The organism is Paractinoplanes polyasparticus (assembly GCF_019710575.1).
In the GTDB taxonomy this organism is placed as follows: domain Bacteria; phylum Actinomycetota; class Actinomycetes; order Mycobacteriales; family Micromonosporaceae; genus Actinoplanes; species Actinoplanes polyasparticus.
Map to the genome: position 1 here is coordinate 1 of NZ_JAHWFK010000099.1, position 2,272 is coordinate 2,272.

2 protein-coding genes are annotated in these 2,272 nt (G+C 67.6%); both read right to left on the reverse strand.

Features of this window, described 5'->3' with window-relative positions:
- Positions 1 to 291 precede the first annotated feature (291 nt).
- Positions 292 to 423: a hypothetical protein gene (locus KXC43_RS52280; RefSeq protein ID WP_255646210.1), complete on the reverse strand. Its 132-nt coding sequence runs from the start codon at positions 421 to 423 to the stop codon at positions 292 to 294.
- Positions 424 to 2,108: 1,685 nt separating this feature from the next.
- A partial coding sequence (locus KXC43_RS49980) for a sigma-70 family RNA polymerase sigma factor (RefSeq protein ID WP_221383382.1) occupies positions 2,109 to 2,272 on the reverse strand: 164 nt, incomplete at its 5' end.

Consider the following 2,272-nt stretch of genomic DNA (forward strand, 5'->3'; position numbering starts at 1 on the left):
ACAGGCAGGCAGGCAGGCAGGCAGGCAGGCAGGCAGGCGGTTACGCCGGCCTGCCTGCCTGGCCTTGTGTGGGTCGCAGCCGATGCGGACTCTCTCCGGTTTCTCCGAAACCAGGTTTCCCTTCTAGTAATCGCTATGTGGCCCCTCGCGCCCAGACTGCAAGTGGATCAATTCGAAGGCTATCTTTACGGTCCGGGGCATTGACTGGAAGATACCTCAAATTGGCATGATCGACTTGTCGTCGGGTGAGTTTTTCTGCCGACGGTGCGAGACAATATAGATATGCGGCAGCTACAGTTTTTCAGCACGGTAGAGCTGGCGAAGATGCGTGACCGAACCAAGCGTCGAAACTATTCTCCCGGGAACGATGAGTTCCGCCGGGAACACGAGCAGCACCGCGCCTGGGGTTTGCAGCAACGACACGCCGCCAAGCTGAGCCGTATACGCCGTGCCGCCGCCGCGTCCGAGCCGAGGAACAAGCTCGAGCCCCGTTCCACCGCTATGCCGGCAGTCCATCAACCCACACCTACATCCACACCCACACCTACATCCGCGCCCACACCTACATCCGCGCCCGCGCCCGCGCCGACTTTCCGCCCCGTGCCGGCGCCCGCGCCGACTTTCGCCCCGTGCCCGGGCCGACTTCCGTGCCTTTGCCTGCGCCCGCGTCGACTTCCGTGCCTTTGCCTGCGCCCGTGCCGTGCTTGCGTCGACTTCCGTCCGACGCCGACTTCCGCACCCGCGCCCGTACCGGCATCCGCCCTCGCTCCGCGCCCGTGCCCGCATCCGCGCCAGCACCAGCACCAGCGCCCGCGCCGCCTCTGGTCAAACCGGGCGCTGCCCCCGCTCTATCGGCCGACGCCGTCGATTTCGGCATCAGCCCGACCTGGCACGCCGTCGCAAGTAGGCGACAGAATCCAATCAAGCCGGGCTCCTCCGGATCGGCGGCGTGGGGCTCACGCAGACCCAGACGGTTGGAGTCACGCCGCGTCGAACGCAGACCAATCGAGGCGCCTTCCGCCCAGCAAGCAATCCAACCGTTTCTGGCCTTGTGGCGGCCGTACTTCTCTCCAGCGCGTTGTTGCTCGTCCGGCGGAGCACCCTGGCGGCTTGTCTGTGCGGCCGGTGGTGTGGTCTCGGATGCTGGGCTGGCTGGCATTGCGGTGATGCGTCCCTCGATCACGAGTTCGGCCGCTCGACGAACAGGCCGGGCGGCTAGGTCGCGTGGCCGGTGGTCTCTTTCGAGCGCGCCGTCGAACGTCCGGCGGAGCATCACGGTCGGCTTGCTGCGTGGCCGGTGGTATCGGGTGCGGTTTGCCGGCCTGGCCGGCGATGCGGCGATACGGCGATGCGGCGATGCGGCGATGCCGCGATGCCGCGATGCCCAGCCCGTCACGTTGCTCGATCACGCGGTCGCCCTCGACGAACACCCCGGCTGGCTTGGCCGTGCGGCTCCTGGTGTCTTTCGATCGTGGCGTCGATCGTCCGGCCGAGCACCGCGGTCGGCTTGGCTGCGCGAACGCTGTCGCATCCTTCGGGTGTGGTGTGCCCGCCTGGCTGGCAAACCGCATCTACTCAAGCGCGATAGTGCCCCTGGCATGCAGTCGGCTACCCGGCTCCGCAGCGGGGCATTTCGCGACGCCGGAATGCGATCCCGCCAGTGGGCTCGACGATTGCCACCTCGAAAGCAACACGTCCACCCGCCAGCCCAAGAGCCAGATCGCCGTTCCGCGATCAGCTGCGCCGCGCGCGACAGGCCCGATGGCAGTGACCGGGATCCGCGAGCCAGGACGGACCGGCAGAGCCCCGGCGCTGCCTCGACAGCGGTCGTGCGGACGCCGAACGGTCCCTGGCGAGTGCCGCGAAGTTGAGCGGGCCGACATGCACCGGGTGTCGTACAAACAGCGCCATCTGTCGCGTCCCCGGTGGCGGCCATGCCGGACGCTGTGGCGGAGTTGGACAACGCCGATGGGCAGCGCCTCGGCATCGACCTGTTCCGCAAGCGTCGACCCGGGCGCGACCCACCGCCCTATTGGCCTCGGTAGCGCGACCGGTGGAAACACTCGTGGCCGGCCCGAACCGGGCCGGCCACGAACGACTGGGTGTTGTTACAGGGTGTCGGCGGCGAGCTGGCCGCGCAGCTTGGTGAGGGCCTTGGTCAGCAAGCGGCTCACGTGCATCTGGCTGATGCCGATCTGGTCGGCGATCTGCGACTGGGTCAGGTTGCCGTAGAAGCGCAGCGTGAGGATCTTCTGCTCGCGCTCGTCCAGGG